This window comes from Intrasporangium sp. (assembly GCF_035280925.1).
Taxonomy (GTDB): Bacteria; Actinomycetota; Actinomycetes; order Actinomycetales; family Dermatophilaceae; genus Intrasporangium.
Window position 1 is genome coordinate 1 of the sequence record NZ_DATEEY010000112.1, and the last position, 5393, is coordinate 5393.

Sequence of the window (5393 nt, forward strand, 5' to 3'; positions counted from 1 at the left end):
GGCCAAGGCTGCTGCCTCGCCACGGTCCCGTGCTCGGTCGTAGGCGTTGACGACTTCCTGCGCACGGCTCAGCTCGTCCTCGGTCGGCCGGTACACCTCGTGGACGGGCTCGATCTGCTTGGGGTGGACGACGGAACGACCGAAGAACCCGTGGCTCCGGCCGTCGGCAGTGGTGGTCCTGAGGCCGGCCAGGTCGCTGACGTGGGTGTAGACGCTCTGGACGGGCGACGGGAGGCCGGCCGCACGCGCGACCGCGACCACCCACCCCCTGGCCCAGTCCAGACCAGTCGGAGCCACCCGTAGGTCCGCGGCCAGGTCGGCCTCGCCGAGCGAGATCCCCACCACCGAGGGATGGGCGACCGCGAGGTCCCGCGCCGCCATGAGGCCGCGCGCCGTCTCGAGGAGCAGCTGGACCGGGCAGCCGACCGCGTCGGCCACCTGCCTGACCTCATCCTGGTCCTGAGCGCGCGGCAGTCGGACACCGTCGACGTCCACGCCTGCGAGTGCAGCCAGGTCTGCGCCGCCCCAGGGCGAGCCCAGCGGGTTCATGCGCACCCATACCCGTGGTCGCTCGATGGGCAGCTCGCGCAGAAGCGCGAGCGCCGCCTCCCGTGCCTCGTCCTTGCGCTCGGCCGGGACCGAGTCCTCGAGGTCGAGGACGACCGCATCCGCCCCTGAGACGAGCGCCTTCTGCGCGCGGTCCGGGTGATGGGCCGGAACGTAGAGCCACGTTCGGACGAGGTCGTTCACTGCGCATCCCTGGTCTCGTCGACGGGAAGGCCCCCTCGCCACCCGAGGGCCCGCGAGATCTGGTCGGCCGCCTCTCGCACGAGTGGGACGGTGGAGCATCGGACGTCGGCGGACATCCGGTCCGCCGGTCCGCACACGGAGATGGCACCGACGACCTGGCCGTCGAACCCGAAGATCGGCGACGCGACGCTGCCGGCACCGTGCTGCCGTTCTCCGTCCGACTGTGCAGCCCCGGTGGCCCGGACGTCTTCGAGCCGGGCGGCCAGGTCACTCCGATCCGTGATGGTCCTCGTGGTGAGGGCATCCAGCTCGTGGTGGGCGAGGAACTCACGGCGTTCGGTGGCCGGCAGGAACGCGAGGATGGACCTGCTCGAGGAGCCGGCGTGGAGGGGGAAGCGCCGGCCGAGCTCGACGGTCATCTTGATCGCCCGCGTGCTCTCGATCTGGTCCAGGTAGACGCGTCCACCGGGCACTCGCGCCGAGATGGTCACCGTCTCCCCGGTGGCCGCCTGGAGCGCTCGCATGACCGGTAGCGCGGCGGACCGAAGGCTCGACTCGCGCAGGGCCCGCGCGCCCAGTGAGGCAAGCGAGGGGCCGAGTGCGTACTCCCGCGTTCGGGGCTCGCTCACGAGGAACCCACGGTCCACCAAGCTGGACAGGGTCCGGTGGACCACCGTCTTCGACAGGCCCAGTGCACGCGCAATCGCCGTGACGCCAAGCGAGTCGGGGCCATCCGTGAAGAGCATGAGGACGTCCGCGACCCTCGTCGCCGTCTCGGTTCCCTTGCGCTCCGTCGCCACGATGTGGGGCTCCTCCGTCGGACACGGCGCCGGTGGCGGACCATCCGGTCAGTTCTCGGCTTGCAGGCAGCTCTGCGTTCCTGTGAGTGGAACAGAGTATGTCAGGGCGGTTCTGGCGCTCGCAAGGGCATGTGCGGCGACGAAGAGGGCTGATCAATGGGCGCTGTCGCGAATCTGTAACGAACCCTTGACCGTGGCTTCGGCGGGCTGTCACTCTTTCCAGACAAGGCGACTGTTCCGACTAACGGAACGTCCTCGGACTCAGGAGTGACCCATGAAGAAGGCCTGGTTCATCGGGGTGTCGATGGTGATCCCCCTCGCGCTCAGCGCCTGCGGCGGCGCGGGCACGGACGGGGATCCCGGCTCGACCGGGGGCGCTGCCGTAGAAGCCATCAAGATCGCGTCGTTGCACCCCCTGAGTGGCGCTTCGGCTGCCGACGGGCAGCAGATGGACAACGGGGCCAAGCTTGCCGTCGAGGCGATCAATTCCGCCGGCGGCATCAAGTCGCTCGGCGGCGCGAAGCTCGAGCTCGTCTCCGCGGACTCGCAGGGCAAGCCCGAGGTGGGCCAGAGCGAGGCCCAGCGACTGATCCAGGAGGGAGCGGTCGGCATCGTCGGGACCTACCAGAGCGCCGTCAGCGCGAACGTTGCCACGGTGGCAGAGCGGAACAAGGTGCCGTTCATCATCGACATCTCGGTGGCCGACTCGATCCTCAACCAGGGTTTCAAGTTCACCTTCCGGGTGCAGCCCAGCGCGACCGTCATCGGCGAGGAGGGTGCGCAGTACCTCTTCGACATGTCGACGGCGGCCGGCAAGCCCGTCAAGAAGGTCGCCTTCCTCCATGAGCAGGGCCCGTTCGGTTCCGGTGTGCGAGACGCGTTCACCCGTCGCGCGACAGAGCTCGGCTTCGAGGTCAGCCCTGCGATCAGCTACGACGCGGCGAGTGTCGCGGACCTCACGACGGCCGTGACCCAGGTCAAGGCGTCGGGCGCGGACGTTCTCGCGGTCGCCGGCTACTACCGGGACGGTGTGCTGGTCGCCAAGGCGGTGAACGCGGTCAAGCCTCCGATCAACGCCGTCTACGGCGTCGCCAACGGCGCCTTCGACCTTCCCCAGTTCCCGAAGGAGGCGGGCGCTGCCGCTGAGGGCTACTTCGACGCGAACTACCACCCGGACTTCACGAAGGACACGACGAAGGCGTTCGCGGAGCTCTACAAGGAGCGGTACAACGACGACGTCCGCACCGGCGCCGTCCTGTCGTACGACTCGGTCCGAGTGCTGGCGGACGCCATCGAGCGGGCCAAGAGCACCGAGCCCGCCCAGATCCGTGACGCGGTCGCCCAGACGAGCCTCGAGTCCCTCATGGCGCAGAGCGGCCCGATCGCCTTCGACGAGAAGGGCGAGAACAAGGGCGCCATCCCCATCCTCATGCAGGTGCAGGACGGCGTGGTCAACCAGGTGTGGCCCAAGGAGCTCGCCCAGGCCGAGCCGACGTACCCGGCGACCGCCGGCTGACGACTCCCATGTCGGAGCCCCAGCCCGGAGCGTCCTCCTCAAGGACGGACCTTGAGGAGGACACCTCCGCCGCCTCGACCGCGAGTGCCGGCCACGGGCGGCGAGCAGCAGTCACGATCACTCGCAGCAGGGTCGTCCTCGCGGTCGTCATCGCGGCGGCCGTCGTGCTGGCCTATGTCCGAGCCGACAGCCCGGTCATCGCCACGCAGGCGATCGTGACCGGCCTGCTCATCGGTGGCGTGTACGGCTTGGTCGCCATGGGGCTGACCCTGATCTTCGGTGTCCTCGACATCGTCAACTTCGCCCACGGCGCGTTTCTTGCCGTCGCCCTCTTCGTGACCTGGTGGCTCGTCAGCAACTCCGGCCTGCACCCCTACGTCACGATGCTCGTCACCGCACCGGTGATGTTCGCCCTCGGGTATGCCGTCCAGCGAGGCATCCTGTCCGGCGCGATGGGCAAACCCCTGGAGAACCAGCTGCTGATCACCTTGGGCATCGCACTCGTGCTGGAGAACGCCCTGCTGCTCATCTTCGGTGCCAACCCCAAGTCCGTCTCGCTGCCCGGGGATCGCGCGATCGGGATCCTGGGCGCCGTAGCGGATCTCTCGAGGATCATCGCGTTCGTCGGCGCTCTCCTGCTGGCCGGGCTGCTGTTCCTGGTCCTGCAGCGAACCCGGCTCGGCACGGCGATCCGAGCAGTGGCTGCCAACGCCAAGGGCGCCCAGCTCGTCGGCATCGACACGCGACGCATCCATGCCCTGACCTTCGCCATCGGCACGGCCTGCGCAGGCGCCGCCGGGACGCTCGTGGCGCCCCTCGTCACGATCGAGCCGAGCACCGGAGCCCTGTTCAACATCATCGCCTTCGTCGTCGTCGTGATCGGCGGTATGGGCAATGTCGTCGGCGCCCTCATCGGAGGACTCATCATCGGGCTCACCGAGCAGCTGGGCACCATCTTCCTGCCGGGTCAGAGCCCCCTGCTGTCCGTCTTCATCGTCTTCGTCCTCGTGCTGTTCCTCCGGCCGCAGGGACTTCTCGGGAGGTCGTCATGACGCAGACCGCGACGACCGACCGGGTCGAGTCGAAGCCGCTCCCGCGCAAGCCGTGGAACCGGCACCTGATGGCCATCGCGGTCCTCACCGTCCTGATGATCCCGGTGCCGCTGGTCCTGCCGCCTTCGCAGCAGGCGATCGCCATCCGGGTCCTGATCCTGGCCCTGATGTCGGTGGGCTGGAACATCATGAGCGGGTTCGGGGGCCTGTTCTCCTTCGGCCACGCCGCCTACTTCGGGCTCGGCGCCTACGCGACGGCCTGGTTGCTGGTCGAACGGGAGGTCTCCCCGTGGATCGGGCTGGGCGTGGGCGTGATCGTCGCCGCGGTCTTCGCCGTGGTGTCCGGGTTCCTCGCCCTGCGCTATCGACTCAAGGGGGCGTACTTCGCGCTGGCGACGTTCGCCTTCGCGGAGATGTTCCGTCTGCTCGCCACCAACAGCGACTTCGTCAACCGGGCCGAGGGCTACCACGTCCCGCTCCAGGTCGAGGAGTCGTGGTGGTGGATGCAGTTCGCCCCGGACTCACCGAACTACTTCTGGATCGGGCTGGGGTTCCTCACGGTCGCGCTCGTCGTCAGCGTCCTGTTCCTCCGCTCCCGGACGGGCCAGTTCGCCTTGGCCGTGCGCGACGACCAGGATGCCGCCGCCTCCCTCGGCATCCACGTGATCCGCTACCGGCTCACGACGATGGCCCTGTCTGCCGCGATCACTGCAGTGGCCGGGGGCTTCTACGTCCAGTACTACCTGTTCATCGACCCTGACCTCGCCTTCGGATCAGCGGTGTCGATCCAGGCGATCCTCCCTGCCGTCATCGGGGGTGTCGGAACGATCTGGGGACCGGTCATCGGAGCCGTCATCCTCGGGCCCCTGACCGACTTCACCGCGACCATCCTGCGCAACCCTCCGGAGTTCCTGGCCTTCCTCGCAGGTCGGGCGGGACTCGACGTCATGATCTACGGCCTGCTCCTCATCGTCATCATCCTGGTCCTGCCGCAGGGTCTCTACAGCGCCATCCGGGACAGGTGGTTCCGCTCATGAGCATCCTTCGGGTCGAGGGCCTCACCAAGCGGTTCAGCGGCGTGACGGCGGTCGACGACGTGAGCTTCGAGGTCGAGGAGGGGAGCATCCTCGGCATCATCGGGCCCAACGGCGCTGGCAAGACCACGGTGTTCAACCTCATCGCGGGGGCGATCTCGGCCGACTCCGGCCGGACGTTCCTCGAGGGCGCGGACATCACCGGAAAGCCGCCGCACGCCATTGCCCGAGCGGGAATGGT

At 68.6% G+C, this 5393-nt stretch carries 6 protein-coding genes; 4 read left to right on the forward strand and 2 right to left on the reverse strand.

What is annotated here, in order from left to right; genetic code table 11:
- Both VJN29_RS10840 and VJN29_RS10845 read right to left on the reverse strand, forming a co-directional pair.
- A partial coding sequence (locus VJN29_RS10840) for a CoA ester lyase (protein WP_324143643.1) occupies positions 1 to 750 on the reverse strand: 750 nt, incomplete at its 3' end.
- Positions 747 to 1550 carry an IclR family transcriptional regulator gene (locus VJN29_RS10845; protein ID WP_324143644.1) on the reverse strand — a complete coding sequence of 268 codons (804 nt, stop codon included), beginning with the start codon at positions 1548 to 1550 and terminating at the stop codon, positions 747 to 749. The genes VJN29_RS10840 and VJN29_RS10845, both read right to left, overlap by 4 nt.
- A 274-nt stretch (positions 1551 to 1824) precedes the next feature.
- On the opposite strand from VJN29_RS10845, the gene VJN29_RS10850 reads away from it, so the two are divergent.
- The 4 genes from VJN29_RS10850 to VJN29_RS10865 form a co-directional block, all read left to right on the forward strand.
- Positions 1825 to 3066, forward strand: coding sequence for an ABC transporter substrate-binding protein (locus VJN29_RS10850; protein ID WP_324143645.1), 1242 nt, complete (start codon positions 1825 to 1827; stop codon positions 3064 to 3066).
- Between the two features lie 8 nt (positions 3067 to 3074).
- Positions 3075 to 4118, forward strand: coding sequence for a branched-chain amino acid ABC transporter permease (locus tag VJN29_RS10855; RefSeq protein WP_324143646.1), 1044 nt, complete (start codon positions 3075 to 3077; stop codon positions 4116 to 4118).
- A complete protein-coding gene (locus VJN29_RS10860; RefSeq protein WP_324143647.1) occupies positions 4115 to 5155 on the forward strand; it encodes a branched-chain amino acid ABC transporter permease in 1041 nt (346 codons plus the stop codon). Before VJN29_RS10855 ends, VJN29_RS10860 begins: the two co-directional genes overlap by 4 nt.
- Positions 5152 to 5393: ATP-binding cassette domain-containing protein (locus VJN29_RS10865; protein ID WP_324143648.1), on the forward strand; the 242-nt coding region annotated here is incomplete at its 3' end. The genes VJN29_RS10860 and VJN29_RS10865, both read left to right, overlap by 4 nt.